Genomic DNA, 17,702 nt, shown 5'->3' on the forward strand with positions numbered 1-17,702 from the left:
CACCGCGACAACGCTGATGAAGCTGATCGGCAAGCTCATCAAGACATTTGCACCCGAGCAATGCGCGAACTACTTTCGACATGCCGGATACGAGTAGTGACCCATATCAAGTGGAAACCGCTCTAGCTTGAGGGGCACAGAATTTGCGGTCCCAAGCCCCGATTGGCCCATGGTGATACGTTGCGTACATTTGACGGGTTCCAGGGAGTTGCAAGTGGCCCGCGTCCGCTTCATGTTCGCGTGTAGAGTGGTCCGGCCTTGTAATATTGCACAAGCCTGTAGCTTGGCTCCCATGGGTTATGGGTCCGATGAGACCAGCTGCTTGAGCCAGCCGCGCTTATCGGCCTGCTGCTCTGACGCTGTCCAGGCATAACGTATACACGCGAAGGGTCTACCGATCGATTTGTTGGCCTGGGATCTCGCCAAGAATCAACTCGGCCGTGTTCGAACGGAAATGTCGCGCGCGTCAGGAGGGCACCGGAAGCGCACCGCCAATCCTGTCGGCCTGATCGATCGGCATGAGATGTGAATTGGCGTTACCTGTCTTGACGCCGTTCCGCCGCATGCTTGGACTGCTTAACAGCTTAGTTCGATGACCCCGTTCCACGAAATGAGCAATTCCCTTCCTTTTCTACGGTCCCGGGTTTTGCAGATCATTGGCGGCCAGGTTGGGGGCCCGAAGTATGCTCCGTTTCACCAGGCGGGTCATACGCTTGATGCGCTTCGTTCCCGGGTTCGGCAAATTGTCGGTGGACACTCCCACGTCCCGCTGACTGCACTCAACGAAGGAGAGGCTTCCCTTGCTGCGGTCACTGCCTGGAATGTGGCAACTCCAAGTATTAGGCGCGCTGTAATACCGGGGCCCGGGAGCAGTCGTGGAGACGGAGCGAAAGGCGGAAGGGAAGACAGAAAAAACTTTGCGCGCGCAGTGAAGTACGGGTTATACCTTGCGGGCGCGGGCTACGCGTACAATGAGGTGGCAAACGGCTTTTTCCTTTCAACCACATCGCTGCACGACGGGAAGAAAGGCTTCACCAGTAACGAACGGCTCAGGTTGGCTCAGGCGAAGGCAAAGGACTATTACACATTGTATCAGGCCGCCGCACCTGAGTCTCGGTGCCTCAATGACCCTCCCCTCAATCCAATCCGTACGTGCGGTAACAACCTGTTCGTAACGATGATTGATTACCGGGCGGCGACTTATGTACACCTTGGTCGCTTGGTGGATTCCATAGCGGCGCACAGTTCTCTTGTGCTGAACCTAAGCTGCATGAAGGGGCATCTCGTGAATGAGAAGTGCGTGGCCAAGTACGCGCCAGCCAAAGTGCCGAAAGATCCGGACCTGACGAACAGCCCGCTATACGACAGAAAGAACAAGTATTCCCTGACGGGCGTGCTAAACGACGAAACCGGCGCTTACGGTTACACCTCTCGGTCGATTACCCACCCCTTCGTGAACAAAGGCGTTCAGCACTTCCGCGCCGCCCTCCAGAGCGAGAACGGATTGAGCTTCAAGCGGTGCATCGAGAGATTGGAGGCGTTGCTCGATACCCACGGCGGTCTCGGGGAGGAAGCTCAATTCGCGGCTGGCCAAACCATCTTAAATTTCAGGCAGGTCTACGCTGCGGACGAACATTGGGGACACGCTGAGAACGTCGTCATGCAGACCCTGGCCGAGCACGGCTGGCTATCAAGGGCGGAGACCGACAGGCTTGACGCTACGCTTATGTTCGAAGATCCAAATAAGAATCCGTTCAAACGCAACAGAAGTTGGGTTGGGCCGACACTGCACGAACTCGACATCTGGCTTCAGGAGATGCGGTCGGGTCATGATCCCCTGATAAGTGAGGAGTTGAATCACAGGGAGATCACTGACATGAAGAATCTGCCCATCATGCACGTCAAGCTGAACGAGCAGGGCAATGGGTTTGAGGATTGCTCTGGGTTGGGCGACTCGTTTACGTGCGCCAACGCCGTCGCCTGCATCAATCACGCACGCTTGATGAGTGGTCAGCCTCGTCTCTCGAAAGAGGAGGTTATAGTCATCATAGCATGCGTCAACGCAGTATACGATGATACGACGTCAATACGACACACGATCCGTGAGGTGGCACGTGGCTGCTTTGCTGGCGCTGGTTACACCATCGAAGACGCGGATGAGTTCTACGACGGAGTGTGTCGGAACGCCGCGCAAGAGTATTACGGCGGCAAATATCTCTCGACGCAGAGTTGAAAAGAGGCTTGTGCACAAGCGAGCTAGAGCATTTTCGGTTCTGATTGAATCAGAACCGAAGCTCGAGATCCTTGTTTTGAGGAGTTTTCTTCACACGAACCGGTGCCCACCTCGCTCGAAAATGCTCTAAGCTGTCGAGGCCGCCTAAGCTGGAGCGGTCATTCCAGGAGCCCAGGCGTCAAGGTACTGGTCCCGCGACGATTGGCCTGGAGCTTGAGGCTCGCGGGTCGGCGCCGGCACATCCCCGTGGTCGTGTCAGTCTTGCTCGTCGTCCGTGAAGAGTGGCTAAGCGATTGAGCTAGAATCGCATTTGTCGTTGTGGACTGTTTTGGGTTTGCAGGGGTTTGATACTTCGGGCCTCGGAACCTTGCAATTTCATTTTCAGGATTGAACGAAGCCGCTGGCGCGGCGTGTAGGGAGGCATAGCAAGGATTGCCTCCTGTCTGAGAGGATTGCGGGTTTTCGAAGCCCAACCCTTTAGACAGGAGGTTTTCCGATGGCTGAGATCAGCCCACTTCGCCGCCGCATGATCGAGGACATGACGGTCCGCAATCTGTCACCGGCGACGCAGCAATCCTACCTCAACGCCGTAGCGAAGTTGAGCCGATATTTCGGTCGTTCTCCTGGCCGCCTCGACCTGGAGGATATCCGTGCCTTCCAGGTTCATCTGGTTGCGACGGGGATGGCCTGGCCGGCGCTGAACCAGATCGTCTGCGCACTGCGGTTTTGCGGTACTGAATATTTCGCACTTTTGATCAGGCGACGGCTCCGTTTTCAGAGAGTTGTGGCTGATAGAGCGGTCGCATGTTCATGTAGCATTTGGTCGACCACGCCGTTCCCGCAATGTGCCGCAGCCGGGCCGCCGCCAAGTTGAGACAGGATTGACCGTCGGGGAAGGCGCCGACGACACGGGTTCGTCGCCGGATCTCCTTCATGATGCGCTCGAGCGGATTGTTCGTTCGAATCTTCCGCCAATGGATGTCCGGAAAGGCATAGTAGGCGAGCGTTTCGTGAACCGCCTGCTCGACGAGATCAGCAGCTTTGGCCATACGGCTTGCCCGCAGATCCGCGATGACGGTCCTGGCTTTCTCGTCGGCCGCGGCGCGGCTCTCCTGGGCATGAATGGCCTTGAGCATGTGGCTCACCTCGCGGACCCGGGTCGACGGCACGTGACTGAAGACATTGCGATAAAAATGTACCATGCAGCGTTGATAGCCGGCCTCCGGCAGATAATCCGCAACGCTTTCGACAAGACCTCGGCACGCATCGGAAACCACCAACTGCACGCCCCTGAGACCGCGATCGACGAGATGCCGCAGAAACGATGACCAGCCGGATTTGTCCTCCTTGGCGCCCTCACAGATGCCGAGGATCTCTCGGAACCCCTCGGCATTGACCGCCGAGGCCACCAGCAGCGAGACGTTGCGAACCTCACCAGCCCAGCTGCGCTTCATCACGATGCCGTCGAGGTAGAGATACGGATGCTCGCCTTCGATCCTGCGATTCCGCCACGCCTCGATCTTGGTATAGATCTTCTTGTTCAGGTTCGACACTGTGCTCGGGCTGACCCGGGTGCCCCACAGCGCCTCCGTGATGTCTTCGACCCGCCGTACCGAAATCCCGGCCAGATACATCTCGATCAGCGCCTCCTCGACCGAGCTCTCCCGCCTCCGGTAGCGCTCGATAATCGCCGTCTCGAAGGTTTGTCGCCGTAGCTTCGGGACCTTCAGATTGACGTCGCCCGCCTTGGTGTGCAGCGTTCGCTCGTAGCTGCCTGCCCGCGTGTCCTGCCGGGCCGGGCTGCGCTCATACCGCCCAGCCCCGCACAGCTGGTGCGCGGCGGCGATCAGGGTGAGACTCCCTCATCCTGATTGTCGCGCTATAATCTGGCCAACTACACCGGGATCCTCCAGGCCGACGCCTTCGGCGGATACATCAAGCTCTACGAGCCCGCGCGAAGTCCTGGGCTTATCAGGGAGGCGGCCTGTTGGGTCCATGCCCGGAGCCCGTTCTTCGCCATGGCGGATCTTGAGGAGAACGCGCGGCGCAAAGCGGCTGGAAAGAAGGAGGTCGTCATCTCGCCCGTCGCCATGGAGATCGTGCGCCGAATCGACGCTCTGTTCGAGATCGAGCGCTCTATCAATGGCCAAAACGCCGACCAACGAAAGGTCGTTCGCCAGGCGCAGAGCGCGTCGCTCGTCGCCGATCTGGAAGCCTATATGCGCGAGCAGTGCGCCAAGCTCTCCCGCGGTCACGAACTGGCCAAGGCCATGAACTACATGTTCAAGCGCTGGGCCTCCTTCACACGCTTCCTCGACGATGGCCGCGTCTGCCTCTCGAACAATGCCGCCGAAAGAGCGCTGCGCGGCATCGCATTGGGCAGAAAGTCGTGGTTGTTCTGTGGGTCCGACCGCGGAGGTCGCCGAGCCGCGGCCATGTATAGCCTCATCGTCACGGCCCTATGCCGCGCTCGGCATAGGCAGGTTTATGCCGCCCACCGAACTATGCCGAACGGATTTGGTATGGCACGCCGTTGTCACGCTGGCACCGTCGATCGCGTGCACGGTCGCCCCATTCCATTCGGCATAGTCTGGTCGTTCAGAGCGCCTCGAGGAAGGCGAGCAGGCGGTCGTTCGGCTGGAAGCGGATTCGCTTGCCGCGCTCGTACGGCTTAAGCTTCGCCAGGGCAGCTTCCTTGAGGGCGAGGTGGGCGTGCAGGTACGTCTGCGTCGTCTCGACCGATTCATGACCGAGCCACAGCGCGATCACGGAGCAGTCGACGCCGGCTTGCAGCAATTCCATCGCAGCGCTGTGCCTCAGCACGTGCGGCGACACGCTCTTGGCCTTCAAAGACGGGCAACTCTTGTGAGCGACACGAACATGCTTTCCCAGCAGGGACTGGACGCTATCGGCACTAAGCCGGCCCCCGTGCACGTTCGGGAACAACGCTGTTGCTCCTTTCCGCAACGGTTCCTTGAGCCATGCCTGGAGCGCACACCGAGCGAGTGTGGTCAGCGGAGTGGTCCGCTCCTTCCGCCCTTTACCGACGCATCGTACGTGTGCGCCAGACCCGAGGTGGACGGCATCCCGATCAAGGCCAGTCAGCTCTGAGAGGCGCAAGCCCGTCTGGGCCGCAACCAGCAGCAAGGTGTGATCGCGGCGGCCAAGCCACGTCGTTCGATCGGGCGCTGCGAGAACCGCCTCGATCTCGGGGCGCGTCAGGAAGTGCACCTGCCGCTTATCGTGACGCTTGCTCGGTATGGCGAGCACGCGCTGGATCAGCGCACTGTGTGCCGGCTCCTCGAAGGACACGAACCTGAAGAGGGATCTGATGGCGGTCAGACGCAGGTTACGCGTCTTCGCGCTGGCGCCGCGCTTTACCTCAAGGTCGGTGAGGAACGCGCCGATGAACGTTGCGTCCAAATCGGTGAGCGTCAGGGCCGATGGGGGCTTCCGCAGCTGCACCTGTGCGAACATGAACAGCAGCCGGAACGTGTCCCTGTAGGAGGCGATCGTGTCCTGGACGCCGCAGCCCGATCTCTCGGGACAATCGCCAGAAGACGCGATGAACGTACTGGTGCAGCAAGCGGCCTCCCTGTTCGGCAACGAAGAAGGTCGAGCCGCAGCGTGATCCGAGCATCGCGTCGCGCCGGTGGGCGTAGTCGCGCAACGCGGTTCGCGTCGTCGGATGCAATGGCACGAGCCGCGACTTGCCGAACTTGGTCAGCCGGACCGTCAGCACGCCGGCGTCGAGGTCGACGTCATCACGCTCCAGGCCCATCGCCTCGGATATGCGCATGCCCGTCACCGCGATCAGCCCGAACAGGGTATGGTAGGTCCATCGGCGCAGCCCGCCCGCTGGCGGCAGAGCCAGCGCTGCCGTCAGCAACGCATCGATCTCCGCGTCGCTGTAGACATAGGGCTTGGCGCGCTTCCATCCGGGCAGCATGCCGACCGGCGGTACCTCCGTTCTCGGATCGAAGTTGGCGACATGGCGCGCGAACCCGCGCACGTCGCTCAATCGCAGCGCCCAGGATGCATGGCGGTCGGGCGGCAGCGTTGCCCATTCCATTGCCAGCTTCGTCGTGATGATCCTGGCTTTGCGCTTCTCCATGAAGGCGACGAAGTCGGCGAGCCGACGGGTCTGGTGCTCGTACTTGTATCCAAACCCCTTGCGCATGCTCAGGTACTTATCGAGTGCGGCGCGCAGATTGGTCATTGCACGCCTCCCGGCCAGGGCAGGCTCAATGTTCTCAACGCATCGATATCGACCTTCGCGTAAATCCGGGTAGTGTCGTGGTTCTCGTGCCGCAGCAACTGTCCGATCTCCGACAAGCTCGCGCCAGATCGGAGAAGCTCGGTAGCGAGACTGTGTCGGAAGATATGGGCGCCGCGGTGGGCGCAACCTTCGATTCCAACGCGATCGAGGGCGGCCTTGGCGATCATGGTGATCGCACATCCGGAAGCAAACCCGATGTGCGGCGCGAGTGTGCGGACGAACAACCGTCGGCACGACGACTTTGGGCGGCCATTGCGCAGATATGCAACGACGGCCGCGCCAACGTCTGGCGGTATCGGCATCCGCGCACGCTGTCGACCCTTGGCGCGAACGAGTATCTCGCTGGCGCGCCAGTCGATATCATCGAGCGTGAGCGTCGCGACCTCGTCGGCCCGCAGGCCGAGCTTGGCCAGCAACAACAGAATCGCGTAGTCGCGCCGTCCCATCGCCGTCTTTCGGTCGCAACCGTCGAGAGCCTTCCGCACCTGTGCGGCAGGCAGATAGGTCGGCAGAGTTGCCAGCTTCCATCGCCGCATCGATGGAACGCAATCCGCCAACGGGCGCACGTTCAGCCCCCGATGGTGGAGGTAACGGAGAAAGGCGCGCAACGACCAGCGCATCGCCTTACCTGTTCCCGGGCTCCAATCCTCGGCGTGGCGCTCAATGTAGCGGATCACGTCCTCTTGGTTGATCTTGGACAGGGCGACGGCGCCGCCGGAGCACACCTCCTGCAAAAACCTGCGGATGACCGGGAGATGGCGTACGATGGACCTCGGGGCCAAGCCGCGCTCTGATCGCAGGTAGGCATCGAACTCGTTGAAGATCCGTTCGTGCGGGGTGAGAGGCGGCAGCACCAACGGCGCGATCGCGCCTTCCTCGCGCAGCACCGACAACCATCGCTTGAGCGCTGCCCGGTCACCGGGTTGGATAGACTGCCTCCCGCCTCGATGTCGGAGGTACCGCTCAACGACCTGCTCATCGAGATCAATCAGCTTATAGCGACGGCCCGCGATCCAACTCAGGAGCCCGCCAACCACGTTGAGGCAACGCCACGTGCCGTGCCGAACGAGCCTCTCTTCGACGAGACGAGCGGCGTAGCGCTCAACGAACTGTCCGTGCGGCCCCCTTCTGAGACGCCGATACAGCCGGCTTCTGCCCAAGTAATCTTCAACTTCCATCTTCCTGTTCTCCGCTGTTGAAAGCGGAGGCACAGAACGAACTATGCCGAACCGACCAAACGCCGGTCAGCGAGAAATCTGGGGAAAACGACCCCACTCGGCATAGTTCGGCGGGCGGCATAATCTGCCAAGATGAACGACGTTGACCCTCTGGCCTGGCTCGCCGATGTACTCGCTCGCATCGCCACCCACCCCGCCCACAGGCTTGATGAGCTGCTGCCCTGGAACTGGAAGACTGCGCAACAGCAAGGCCTTGCGGCGCAGGCGGCTTGATGGGGCACGTCAACAAAGTCAGCCACGTGTTCACTCTCAGCCATGTCGCTGAGATGCTCGGTGAAGACGAGGAATGGCTGTTCGAGGTCGCCGAAGAAATGGACACCGAGGATGGCCAGCTATGGGTCGTCGGCGTCGGTGAAGACGGCGTGATGGCGTTCACCGATGACGGGATCGAGAACCTCAAAGAGCTGATCGCAATCCACAAGGACACCCCCAGCATCATCGAAAAACGACGCCAAGCGCTCGCTGCGATGATGAAGCCGAAGACCGAGGAGTCCGACGAGATCTAACCGCTAACCGGACAGATCAGCGCGCCTGCGGCCTACAGCGCATGGTTACCTTCCACGCAGCTTGCCGCACAGAAGAGGCGCAGCAAGCTGAAGCAACCGCTCGTGCGAGGCTGCGCGACGCCGGGCAGTCCACTTGGCGCGGGCGACATACGTCTCACAGGAGCGAGCGGCGGGCGCGCGCGGGTCGCGTTTGGGATTGGTACGCAACACGATCTCGTTAAGTGGACGAACGCGATCGCCGCGGCGGGTATATCGCTCGCCCGCAGATCAGATTTGGCTTCTGTAAAAAGCTTCTGCCTGGAGGCCAGCAGACTTTAGCGAACCTTAGGTTTCACGTGACTATTGTTAGCCGAGGCCGCAACGGCATCAGGCTGCTAGATAGTCACTGGTCGTCGTGACCGTGCCATAGGCCAAGCCAAGGGCCGCCATAAAGGCCGCATGAACCTGCACAGCGGGCACGATTATGCTACCGAATGGAAGGTCGCAGGTGGCGCAAGCGTCGTGCAAGATCGTGGTCTTGTAGCCGTAATCGGCGGCTGCCCGGCTGGTCGCATCGATGCACATGTGGCTCATTGCTCCGATGATCACGACCTCCTTAGCGCCCCCGGCATCGAGCCGGTGCTTCAGATCGGTGTCGCGGAAGGCGTTGGGATAGTGCTTGACGACCAAGGCCTCACGTTCTAGTGGCTGGACAATGGGATTGATCTCTACCCCTCTGGTGTTCGGCGCGAAGATAGAGGGATGACTTTCCTGCATTTCGTGCTGAACGTGGATAACCGCGTCCCCACGCGCGCGGGCGGTCTGAATCACCCTAGCTGCGTTGGCGGCCGCATGCACGATACCAACCAGGGGCAGCTTGCCATCTGGGAAGTATTCATTTTGGATGTCGATGACGATGACGGCGCGCTGGCTCATAAGATTTCCCTCAGATTGTTGGACAAAGCAGTCGATCAGGAACGACCCGCGTAGGCGCGGGATCTGCGACGTGTAGGCCACCAGATATCGTTACCCATATAATCCCCTTCACTTTCCCGACTGAGTAGGCAGGCTAACGGACGCTTGGACCCTTTCGGAGGTGAATCGAAGGATCGGGCAATCGCCGGCCCGAGCGCCGTTCCACCTTTCTTTGATTCGATGTTACCGATAGCTGCCCAGAAGCGCGCGACAGAGCAGCACGCGATTGGGACGTCCGCGATTGATTGGGTAGGTATGTCCGCGTACAACTTCGCTGCTTCTTATCCATGCTGGCTCGCTGCATGGATGGCGCTCAGAGGAATGACCTGCAAGGCTGGTCCATCCAGGTTGAAGTACGATTTGCGATTTCGATCGACTGTGTCGACCTCAACTACGAGGCGATAGGGATAGAGCCCGGGCTCGAGCTCAAGGTCGACGGCGCCCGCCCAGTAATAGTAGGAGGGCGTCCACGGACCGCGGATCTTGTCCGGGCCGCCATAGACCTTGAGATCATTACATATTTTGCGGAGCTCTGGCGTGCCATCGGGCAGCACAAAAACGATGTTCACGATACGCGCGAACAGAGGCCAGCTACCGTCCGGACGCTTTTCCATATCAGTACAATAAACCAGCCAGTTCAGGGCTTGGCCCTGGCGGCACACTGTCCGCAAGCTGTTCGTGCCTTTACCGGTACTCTCGCCGCCATTGTCCATTAGCCCGGTTTTCCCGCTGAGGCCGCCGGTCCGTAGGGTTCCTGCGACGTCGATGAGTGTGACGATGTTCAGCTGGGTGGAGGCCAAGCTTGGACTGCTGGGGGGCCGCTGCGATGCCGGAGTGACGATCATCATGAACTCCTGGTTCGGGTGACACCTGGGGAAGCGTTGAGAGCGGCCTCGACGATGCGGGATGAACTCCTGGTTCGGGTAGCTCCCGGTGAAGCGTTGAGGGCGGCATCGATGAGGCGCGCGTCGGTACCGTTATCGAGCGTCCGCATCCGGCTGCCAAGCTCCAACGTCAGGCCATACGGTAGGTCGCCGACCGGCTGCTTCACCGTACCAACCCAGTAGCTGACATCGGACTCGGGATAGGTTTCGCGTCGAACCTCACAGATTTCAGCCGGCAGCTTGATCGCTCGTATCGCAGCATGATTTTCGCATTCGATCGGCAACAACGTCCAGATGATCTCGTCTCCGGGGGCCACGGAGGTCGCGAGCCCGGCGGTCGCCTGGTTGCGCGAGCCGCCGAGGCGGTTGTCATCGATCATATAGAGAGAGCCAGCGAGCGTATCTGCCTCCAATGCGGCGACGACATCCACCACGAGTAGAATGTTGATCGTTTTTGTCATATCGCGTCTCCCTCAACGCAGGTAAGTCCGGAGGGCGGTATGGGCAGCAGGCCGGGCACAAAGCCACTAGTGAAGCCGTTGACGCTCGGAACGTTACTAACCTGAATACCGCACGACAGGGTGAAGAGCCGCGGCTCCCAGAGCATCTTGCCGTTCTCCTGAACGGGGCGGTAGAGCGCCACTTCCATCGTATAGTCGTGGCGACCGACCTTGGCCGTATCAACGGTGGCGCTCCAGTACCAGCCATCCGTCAACGGATCGGGCGAACCGTAGAGGGCCGGATACAGAACACCGTCCTCCACCGCAGCCCCGCGGATCCTCACGACAACTGGAGGCACGCTGGCCGCCGTAGTGGCATCATCAGGCTTCAGGACCTTGCCGGCCGCGTTCAGCACTGGTGCGTCATAGGTGCGAACTGCACCGCGGTCGCGAACCTGCAGGGGCTTCGGAGGGTCAGTCAGCATCTTGGAGATGTGCTCCTGAATCTTGGAGATGTACTCCTGAGTGCGGACGGAGGGGCTCAGCAGTCGTCGTGCGGTGTTGGCAATGTTGAAGCGGTGGGGATAGCTGCGTGGCAGCGTCGGTGGCAGCTGCGCGACACCGACAGTGATCCAGTTCAGGACAGCCTCCATGGCCTGCGAACCATCGGCATTATAGACGCCGGGAACATTCGTCACGCGGGCATGGGGCGGCTGGGCGAATGGGCCCGTATTGTCGATGACATAGGCGCTTCCATCGAGACTGCCCTCCGCCAGGGCCGTCTCGATATCGATAACGGTGACAATCGAGATCTGCATCTTATAGTCCTCCTATTGGAGCGGATTGTGCGGTCGCTCGACAGGCGGTGGCGAGGGGTGAGCCCGAAAGGCCCCTCCTAGCGGGGGAGGCAAGAGCACAAGAGAGGGGCCGGCGATGCTGATCGTGCGCCCACTCAGGCCACCCGTGACGAGCGTCATTCGGTAGGAATGGCGCGAGCCCGGATCGCTCCAAGGAGGCACGTATCCCTGCCATTGCAGTGCCCAAGGGAGGAGGCGGCCCGTCGCCGGTGGCGCAGTGCCATCAAACGACACGCCGCTCAGCCAAGCCATGGTCTGGACGTCAAGCGGCGTTAGACTCCAGCGAACCAGTTGTCCTGGCCAGACCGAGCTGACCAGCTTGGCGGTGCCAAGGCTTTCTCCGCCAGAGACACCATCGTCAAACATGAAGACGTTGCCCTCGACCGCATTGCCAAGCAGCAGGGCGATAACGTCGACGAAAACCCGGATATTGAGCGGCGTCATTATCTCTCTCCTGCTCGGCGGCGGTCCTAGTTTGCAAGTATCAAATGCGGTCTACAACGAGGGGCACCTTGTCAAATGCCGTGCGGACCAAATCCGCGTTCCTTGGATCTACAAGCCGAATGGCAAAGCTGTATCCCGAACTCCGCAGACTCGTCTCGTTCGCCTCCAGCGCGTCGAAGACGGACAGCGATCGGAGCAAGCCGGCGATGATCAAGGGCGAGGAGCCTTGCGGTCCCAGCCGCATGGCGACCTGCGTCGGAAGGGATGCGGCTTCCGGAGTGCCGATCACCAAGTGCAGCTGCCGCTTCGCGCGATCGATCTGGAACTGCGCGTCGGTAGCGACGCTATCGATGTCCAGAACCTGTCGCTGGCGGAATTCGGCGGTGATCGCCGCCAAGGCCTGCGGCGCCGAATACTGCGTGTCGCCAATATGCATGAAATCGCCGCTGCGGCCGACATACTCAAATTGCACGGCATTCAGGCCGGGCGACTGCAAGTCAGGGCGGCGGATGACTCGATCGCCTATTTTGTAGCGCAGCACGGGGGTCGCATTACCGAACAGGCGCGTGACTACCAGTTCACCTTCCTCGCCTATTTCCGTCCATTGCCCGTCCGGCCTGACCACTTCCACCAAGTGGAGACCAGGTACCGCAGTCAGGACGGGGCTTTCCGGATCTAGCTGCAGGCCGATGGTTTCCGCCTGGGTGGCGGCGAAGTAACTGAGTACGATCAGGCTTGGATAGGCCTGCCTGAGATCCGCCCGCACCTTGGGAGTGAGCACTCCACTGCCATAAAGAGCGATCCGGAAGCTATCCCTCGCCTCGCGAGTTAGCCCGTCGGCAAAACTCGCCAATAGCGCAATGCTTCGTGTAATCCCCATTATCGCCTTCGGCCCCGGATAGGACATCATCCGCTGGAAGACTTCCCGGCTCATCGGACCGGCGCCGATGTAGTTGACACTTGGGATCTTCTGGAGCACGCCACCCACCATGGTGCCGCTGCTCCACATCTGATAATCGGCTAATGTCGTGGCCACCCATTTTGCGCCGCGGCCACTAAGGTGGCGCGCCATAATGTGTCGGCCCATGAAATCCCCTGCCCAGCGGTAGGTCTCCTGCAGCTCGTCGAGCGAATAGACGGTTTCTGAGGGCTTGCCGGAGCTGGTACCGCCGCTGGCCACGATTTCGAAGCCGCAGCGGTCGATGGGCACGACCATGCCTGGCCGCGTTTCCGTGAACATTTGCTGAAAGGCTTCCTTATCAGTAAGCGGCAGCGTCTTGAACTGCTCGTAATTGTCCACCGGACCGGTCCCGACGGCACTATCGATGCGCCGACGCCACAGCGGATTGATGCGGGCGATGGAGACGAGTTGCGATAGCCTGCGCTCGACGATGGCAGCCTGGATGTCATGAGACAATTCGTCAATCCGGCAACCGATGACAGTCTGCGCGTGCACGAGCGAGGTTAGAAAAGAAGGTAGAGCCAGCACGTCATCCACGGTGCACGGATGCAAGATCGTTTCCGGCAGTACGTGCTGAGCGCAGTCACGGGGTGAAAAGGCGAAGTGGCGCATAGTCATTCCTGAGTCCGGTTCTGCTCGCCGTGTGTAGCGTTGTTTGCAAGAATCTCGCGCGCATGGCGTCGGATCTCTCCCACCATGCCTGCGATGTCGGACAGGCCGATCCGATGATTCATGAGGACCATGCGGAGCATTGTCCGTCCATCCATATCGACCTTGGACAAGAGGTAACGCCCAGCCGCCCGCACGCGGTTGCGCAACTCCAGTTGCAGGCTCGATAACCGATTGCCGCACACGCCAAGCGGCTGATGGACGAAGCAGAGAATATTGGATTCCGGCCGATACGGGACGATGAAGTCCGGCTGATCGGCCAAGTATTGGTGGGCGGCCTCAGTCATCATTACCAGGCGCTCCAACTTATCCGCGAAGGCGCGGGGACCATACAGCGACCAAGCCAGCCAAAGGTTCAGAATCGCGGGGCGCTTCGTACATTCGAAGTTCTTCACGCCGCTCTGCACGGCCGTCATTTCATCTTCCAACGGGTCAAATACGTAGCTGTCCTTCTGGGGAAACGCGGTCTCCGCCAAACCCTTCTCGCGGTAGAACAGCAATGTGCAAAGGGCCGGGACGAACAGAGCCTTATGGGCGTCCAGGCAAAACGAATCGGCAAGCTCCAGTCCCGCAAGGCGAGGCCGCAGCCGGTCGGAAACCAGAAAAGCGCCGTTGTGAGCCGCATCGACATGCAGCCAAGCGCCGCGCCGCTTTGCCAACGCCGCAAGGTCAGGCAACGGATCATTAGCACCGATCGCGGTCGTTCCTGCCGAGGCGATCAGGCAGAAAATATCCAGCCCCTGGGTCGCCGCCTCGTCCAAAGTCGCTGCCGCCCGTTCCGGGCAGATCTGCCGACGGTCGTTCAGAGGCAGGCGTATCACTTGATTTTGGCCGATACCAATGATGCCGGCAATGCGGGAGACGGAGAAATGGGCGTCCTGGCCAATGGCAATGGCAGGCCGGGTTGATCGGCCGGCCGCAAGTCCGCCGTTCCAGCTTCCCGAAAGGTAACGGTTGCGGGCGACGAGCGCAGCGGTCATGTTCGCAAGCGAGGCCCCGGACGTCGTCACCATTTCGAAACTACCCGGTGCCCACCCAATGAAACGGCCGAACACCTCTTCGATAAGCCGGTCCGCAACGTTGGCGAGCTGCCCCGCCTCGTAATAGGAAGCTGGCTGCGGTGCCATGGCGGCAACCATTTCGAAGACGGCGGTGACCGGCATCACCGAACTGAACTGCCGTCCCATATACCCGCGGGAGTTCACCTTGATGCCGGTTTCCAGGTAAAGCTCGACGATGTCGGCGAAGCGGCGTACATCGAAGCGCCCCAAATCAGCCGCCGTCATGAGGTTGCGGGCACTGGCCATCAGATCTACTGGTCTTTGAAGGCGCAAGCCTTCGACGTCATCACGTGACAGCACGTCAGCAAGCCGTTCGATAGCCCAATGAGCGGCTGCGGTGAAATCTCGAACGTTAAATGATGGTTCTATTTCGGAGGCGAATGTCTGGAGCCGACACGGCGACCCTCCATCAAACACGTTCAGTTTGTCCATCATCGTCGCACGCTCAACGCTATTATTCACCGCCGCCGGATGCACGCTCCATGACGGTAGGCATTCTTGGACGCCTATTGTCGTGTTGTTTGAACGACGCAAAGGTGGGACTGGCAGCCACTCGGAAACCTCGGTCAGGAGAAAGTGTGGGCACCGTGTCGTCGCACAGTGCGGCGAATGCCATCCAAAAGCAGTGGCCACCCATCTATGGTCGGTCGCCGCTATCATGAGCCTCTATGGGGCGCAGCTCTAGCTATCGGAACTGGTGGGTCGAGGGCATGCATGTCCGATGGCTCTGAAATTTGTAGGACCATCACTAGCCGGCGCCGGCTCGACCGCATCATGCCGGATCGTAAACCAGAGACTGCCCAAGCGTGGCTATCTGCTTGTTCCCCGATCGCGATTGTCGCCGGCGATCGTGGTGGCGGAGATGGCGAAGCCACGGCAACGGCGCCGCCGCACGCGGTACAGGTCGTTGATCGTTGGCATCTGATGGAGAACGGCCAGTGCCGGACGCTTGGCAGCAATCGCATGTAGATGTGGCGTGATCGCGGATGCTCATGTCGACAAGGCGCGCAAGGAGCTTCGGCGGACCAGGTCGCCCGACGAAGCAAACGCAATCGTAGATCCCGATGGGGAGCAATTTCACAGAGATGTAGGCCGTGAAGCGGTCGACGACGCTCTTGCAGGCAATCCCCGACTGATTCGAAGAGGCGTGCTCGTGGTGCACCGGTTCAAAGTTGAAAAGGCGGCGCTACGTAATCCTTGGTCTTGGTCCGACCGAGACAAGGGTGCGCATCCTCTTGGACGGCAACATGCGTCCAATGACGCTCCAAGTCTGCCGCTTGGTGGGGGAGCAATACTCATTGCTCTACGGCAAGAGCATTTCGCAAGCGGACTTCGATTCTCCGGGAATCGCGCCAAGCCGACAGGGGCCGATTCGGCTCCGACGACCTCCAGCACAGCCCTGGACGCGCGCTTTAGCCACCTTTGAAGATGGCAATGATATCCTCTTTCGAAAATCGTCCCGTGCCGAGCTTTGTGCGCATCGGCAGATAGACCAGCAGCATCTTGCGATATTGCGGGAGGGATGTCTGCGTATGCGAGTTGTTCGTGGCGCCCGGAACATCCTTGAAGCGATGCAGATCCTGGACGAGGTAGTTCGCAACTCTGTAATGAGGATCATGGTTGCCATCAAAGCCCGGGAAGATGTCGAGTCCATGAGCGGCGTATCCAATATCGTCACGCACCCGCTTCTGCTCCGAGTTCTCAAGCTGCTGAAACTGGTACATGGTCGAGCTGAACATTTCCAGGATATTGACCGTTTCCTTGACGACTGGATTGGGCTCCTCCGATCGCTCAACGGGAATGCCGCTGAAGTGCCAATCGAAGCCCCACAATTGATCGGCGTAGATCGTCTCCGCGACGAAATTGGGATCGACCTCGGGTTCGCCTTGCGGGCGCTTCGAGATATCCGCCAGCATAAGGACGATCAGCTTCTCTCCATCGGTCATCCTCATGGCAATAGGGTCTCCGCACCAGCCGGCTTAGATGCCTGATCAGGTTGCAATTTTAGGCCGACGGTTCTCAGCCGTTAAATCCGTTCGTCGTTTTGAGGCCCCATCGATGGATGAGAGTCTTGATCAGGTGGTTTAAGCGGTTTGCACGCGGTATGTCCGGATCCCGTGGCCCGACGGGCAGCAGGTGAGGCTCCAGAAGGAACGAGCGTTCACGCGCAGTGAGTACGATTGAACTTTTTGGTCCCGTACCCAACAATCAGCGGCTGATTGGCGGGTGCCGCGCACGGCGATCTCTTGCTGTTCCTTCAATAGCGCGAACAATTCTACGTAATTCTTCTCATCGCGGGATCTGGTGGACTCTCTTCAAGCGCTCCGCCGTAAAGATCTTCGCTCACAAGTCCTCCGTTTGAATATCAGAAACACGGAGCCACCTTAAACGGCGGCATCCAGGAGCGACAACCTACCTGCTTGTACCCTTACGCAGCTATCGAGACCAGACCGATTGGCACGCCAATTGCGCGGGTTCGACTGAGCTATAGTGCAACATCCGAGAGGCGGCATACCGCGCTCAGCTGCCATGCTATGGGTGCTGACTTCGAGATATCGGCGGCGGCCCGCACGGATGGCTCATGCGCGCAGCCGCTGGAGCCGAGCCCCGCGCCACTCCTCATGCATCGCAGGCGCATCAGCATCGAGGGCCGCGGTATAACGCTGATCCTCTTTTGGCCCGTCGATTGACTGCTCTTCTTGGGGTTGTGAGCCTAGCCCAACGTGCGGTGTGGAGGGAGAGGGTTCCAGGAATGCCACACTCCGGCACCCGGCCCGATTCACAGGCGTCCACTGGCTGCGGAATTGCAGAGGCTCGACAGCTCGTGGGTATGCTTCCCGAGGCGCAGCAAGATGCGGTGGTTGGATAGTGACCGTCGCCATCAAGAAAGACGGCGACGACGATGAAGAGTGCCGGCAAGTAACCTACGCGGTAGTCGCTGACCAGATCGAAGCCGTGCAGCTAACTATAGAAGACAGCGGCGCCAACGCCGCAATGCTCAACTTCCCGCTTGGACCTGAAATGTTGCAAAGTCTGGGCTTGAGGCCAGGTGAGCTGATCATTTTACACGATAGCGAGATTGATCCAATCACCTTGCATCCTCGGCATCATTAGTCGCGTGTCTCATCTCGTTCAGCCGTGTCGGGTTGATGACGCGCGTGTCCGGAAGCTACACG

At 60.0% G+C, this 17,702-nt stretch carries 13 protein-coding genes and 6 pseudogenes; 7 read left to right on the forward strand and 12 right to left on the reverse strand.

The window, feature by feature from the left end:
• Positions 1-592: 592 nt before the first annotated feature.
• Both xopAG and AC066Y_RS39250 read left to right on the forward strand, forming a co-directional pair.
• On the forward strand, positions 593-2,233 hold the full coding sequence (gene xopAG, locus AC066Y_RS39245) for a XopAG/AvrGf1 family type III secretion system effector (RefSeq protein ID WP_478278541.1): 1,641 nt from the start codon (positions 593-595) through the stop codon (positions 2,231-2,233).
• A 496-nt stretch (positions 2,234-2,729) separates the two neighbouring features.
• Positions 2,730-2,960: pseudogene (locus tag AC066Y_RS39250) on the forward strand (phage integrase N-terminal SAM-like domain-containing protein); the annotation flags it as partial.
• 28 nt (positions 2,961-2,988) lie between these two features.
• On the opposite strand, the gene AC066Y_RS39255 reads toward AC066Y_RS39250, so the two are convergent.
• Positions 2,989-4,083, reverse strand: a complete 1,095-nt coding sequence (locus AC066Y_RS39255) for an IS256 family transposase (protein ID WP_478278559.1) — start codon at positions 4,081-4,083, stop codon at positions 2,989-2,991.
• 33 nt (positions 4,084-4,116) lie between these two features.
• On the opposite strand from AC066Y_RS39255, the pseudogene tnpC reads away from it, so the two are divergent.
• Positions 4,117-4,728 (forward strand): annotated as a pseudogene (gene tnpC / locus AC066Y_RS39260) (IS66 family transposase); the annotation flags it as partial.
• 103 nt (positions 4,729-4,831) lie between these two features.
• Here the strand turns inward: tnpC and AC066Y_RS39265 are convergent.
• From AC066Y_RS39265 to AC066Y_RS39275, 3 genes and pseudogenes are all read right to left on the reverse strand, one after another.
• A pseudogene (locus AC066Y_RS39265) lies at positions 4,832-5,752 on the reverse strand (tyrosine-type recombinase/integrase); the annotation flags it as partial.
• 19 nt (positions 5,753-5,771) lie between these two features.
• Positions 5,772-6,452: pseudogene (locus AC066Y_RS39270) on the reverse strand (tyrosine-type recombinase/integrase); the annotation flags it as partial.
• The gene (locus tag AC066Y_RS39275) at positions 6,449-7,690 is read right to left on the reverse strand and encodes a tyrosine-type recombinase/integrase (RefSeq protein ID WP_478278542.1); all 1,242 of its coding nucleotides are present in this window, start codon (positions 7,688-7,690) and stop codon (positions 6,449-6,451) included. The pseudogene AC066Y_RS39270 and the gene AC066Y_RS39275, both read right to left, overlap by 4 nt.
• 123 nt (positions 7,691-7,813) lie before the next feature.
• Between AC066Y_RS39275 and AC066Y_RS39280 the strand changes: the two are divergent.
• Both AC066Y_RS39280 and AC066Y_RS39285 read left to right on the forward strand, forming a co-directional pair.
• A pseudogene (locus AC066Y_RS39280) lies at positions 7,814-7,963 on the forward strand (transposase domain-containing protein); the annotation flags it as partial.
• A complete protein-coding gene (locus AC066Y_RS39285; protein WP_148756540.1) occupies positions 7,963-8,256 on the forward strand; it encodes a hypothetical protein in 294 nt (97 codons plus the stop codon). The pseudogene AC066Y_RS39280 and the gene AC066Y_RS39285, both read left to right, overlap by 1 nt.
• 366 nt (positions 8,257-8,622) lie before the next feature.
• Here the strand turns inward: AC066Y_RS39285 and AC066Y_RS39290 are convergent, their stop codons facing one another.
• From AC066Y_RS39290 to AC066Y_RS39320, 7 genes are all read right to left on the reverse strand, one after another.
• Entirely contained in the window at positions 8,623-9,171 is a 549-nt protein-coding gene (locus AC066Y_RS39290; RefSeq protein WP_478278543.1) for a cysteine hydrolase family protein, read from the reverse strand.
• Positions 9,172-9,491: 320 nt separating this feature from the next.
• Positions 9,492-10,055, reverse strand: coding sequence for a hypothetical protein (locus AC066Y_RS39295; protein ID WP_478278544.1), 564 nt, complete (start codon positions 10,053-10,055; stop codon positions 9,492-9,494).
• The gene (locus AC066Y_RS39300; protein WP_283088182.1) at positions 10,055-10,555 is read right to left on the reverse strand and encodes a hypothetical protein; all 501 of its coding nucleotides are present in this window, start codon (positions 10,553-10,555) and stop codon (positions 10,055-10,057) included. Before AC066Y_RS39300 ends, AC066Y_RS39295 begins: the two co-directional genes overlap by 1 nt.
• Positions 10,552-11,352, reverse strand: a complete 801-nt coding sequence (locus AC066Y_RS39305) for a hypothetical protein (protein ID WP_478278545.1) — start codon at positions 11,350-11,352, stop codon at positions 10,552-10,554. Before AC066Y_RS39305 ends, AC066Y_RS39300 begins: the two co-directional genes overlap by 4 nt.
• Positions 11,353-11,364: 12 nt before the next feature.
• Positions 11,365-11,835: a hypothetical protein gene (locus tag AC066Y_RS39310; protein WP_478278546.1), complete on the reverse strand. Its 471-nt coding sequence runs from the start codon at positions 11,833-11,835 to the stop codon at positions 11,365-11,367.
• Between the two features lie 40 nt (positions 11,836-11,875).
• Positions 11,876-13,408 (reverse strand): phenylacetate--CoA ligase family protein, encoded by a 1,533-nt coding sequence (locus AC066Y_RS39315; RefSeq protein ID WP_478278547.1) that lies wholly within the window; start codon positions 13,406-13,408, stop codon positions 11,876-11,878.
• Positions 13,409-13,410: 2 nt separating this feature from the next.
• Positions 13,411-14,961, reverse strand: a complete 1,551-nt coding sequence (locus AC066Y_RS39320; protein WP_478278548.1) for a pyridoxal phosphate-dependent decarboxylase family protein — start codon at positions 14,959-14,961, stop codon at positions 13,411-13,413.
• A 318-nt stretch (positions 14,962-15,279) separates the two neighbouring features.
• Here AC066Y_RS39320 and AC066Y_RS39325 point away from each other — a divergent pair.
• Positions 15,280-15,459, forward strand: a pseudogene (locus tag AC066Y_RS39325) (ISL3 family transposase); the annotation flags it as partial.
• 479 nt (positions 15,460-15,938) lie between these two features.
• Here the strand turns inward: AC066Y_RS39325 and AC066Y_RS39330 are convergent.
• Positions 15,939-16,478, reverse strand: a complete 540-nt coding sequence (locus AC066Y_RS39330; protein ID WP_478278549.1) for a YfbU family protein — start codon at positions 16,476-16,478, stop codon at positions 15,939-15,941.
• 916 nt (positions 16,479-17,394) lie between these two features.
• On the opposite strand from AC066Y_RS39330, the gene AC066Y_RS39335 reads away from it, so the two are divergent.
• Positions 17,395-17,640, forward strand: coding sequence for a hypothetical protein (locus AC066Y_RS39335; RefSeq protein ID WP_283088178.1), 246 nt, complete (start codon positions 17,395-17,397; stop codon positions 17,638-17,640).
• Positions 17,641-17,702 lie beyond the last annotated feature (62 nt).

This window comes from Bradyrhizobium sp. USDA3010, from assembly GCF_056429065.1.

What these genes read in the sequence shown, in the direction of transcription:
- xopAG (WP_478278541.1), top strand. Translation starts at nt 593, where the DNA reads ATGACCCCGTTCCACGAAATGAGCAATTCCCTTCCTTTTCTACGGTCC.
- AC066Y_RS39275 (WP_478278542.1), bottom strand. Translation starts at nt 7,690, where the DNA reads ATGGAAGTTGAAGATTACTTGGGCAGAAGCCGGCTGTATCGGCGTCTC.
- AC066Y_RS39285 (WP_148756540.1), top strand. Translation starts at nt 7,963, where the DNA reads ATGGGGCACGTCAACAAAGTCAGCCACGTGTTCACTCTCAGCCATGTC.
- AC066Y_RS39290 (WP_478278543.1), bottom strand. Translation starts at nt 9,171, where the DNA reads ATGAGCCAGCGCGCCGTCATCGTCATCGACATCCAAAATGAATACTTC.
- AC066Y_RS39295 (WP_478278544.1), bottom strand. Translation starts at nt 10,055, where the DNA reads ATGATCGTCACTCCGGCATCGCAGCGGCCCCCCAGCAGTCCAAGCTTG.
- AC066Y_RS39300 (WP_283088182.1), bottom strand. Translation starts at nt 10,555, where the DNA reads ATGACAAAAACGATCAACATTCTACTCGTGGTGGATGTCGTCGCCGCA.
- AC066Y_RS39305 (WP_478278545.1), bottom strand. Translation starts at nt 11,352, where the DNA reads ATGCAGATCTCGATTGTCACCGTTATCGATATCGAGACGGCCCTGGCG.
- AC066Y_RS39310 (WP_478278546.1), bottom strand. Translation starts at nt 11,835, where the DNA reads ATGACGCCGCTCAATATCCGGGTTTTCGTCGACGTTATCGCCCTGCTG.
- AC066Y_RS39315 (WP_478278547.1), bottom strand. Translation starts at nt 13,408, where the DNA reads ATGCGCCACTTCGCCTTTTCACCCCGTGACTGCGCTCAGCACGTACTG.
- AC066Y_RS39320 (WP_478278548.1), bottom strand. Translation starts at nt 14,961, where the DNA reads ATGATGGACAAACTGAACGTGTTTGATGGAGGGTCGCCGTGTCGGCTC.
- AC066Y_RS39330 (WP_478278549.1), bottom strand. Translation starts at nt 16,478, where the DNA reads ATGAGGATGACCGATGGAGAGAAGCTGATCGTCCTTATGCTGGCGGAT.